1 protein-coding gene is annotated in these 242 nt (G+C 66.1%); it reads left to right on the forward strand.

What is annotated here, in order from left to right:
* Positions 1-242: transposase (locus NR072_RS09040; protein ID WP_256836934.1), on the forward strand; the 242-nt coding region annotated here is incomplete at both ends.

The following is a 242-nucleotide window of genomic DNA, read 5'->3' on the forward strand; positions in this document are numbered from 1 at the left end:
TACGCGGCGAATCTGATGGCCGTGACCCCGAAGAGCATGTGGCCGGCGGTGAAGGCCATGCTGCACAGCGTGTACGACCAGCCCGACGGGCCGGCCGTGCAGGCCCAGTTCGAGCGCCTGTTGGACTACGTGCAGGACAGGTTGCCCGCGGTGGCTGGGCACCTCGATGCAGCACGAGAGGACATCCTCGCGTTCACCTCGTTCCCGAGGGACGTGTGGTCCCAGATCTGGTCGAACAACCC

Origin of the sequence: Micrococcus sp. Mcc89, from assembly GCF_024519795.1 — a bacterium.
In the GTDB taxonomy this organism is placed as follows: domain Bacteria; phylum Actinomycetota; class Actinomycetes; order Actinomycetales; family Micrococcaceae; genus Micrococcus; species Micrococcus luteus.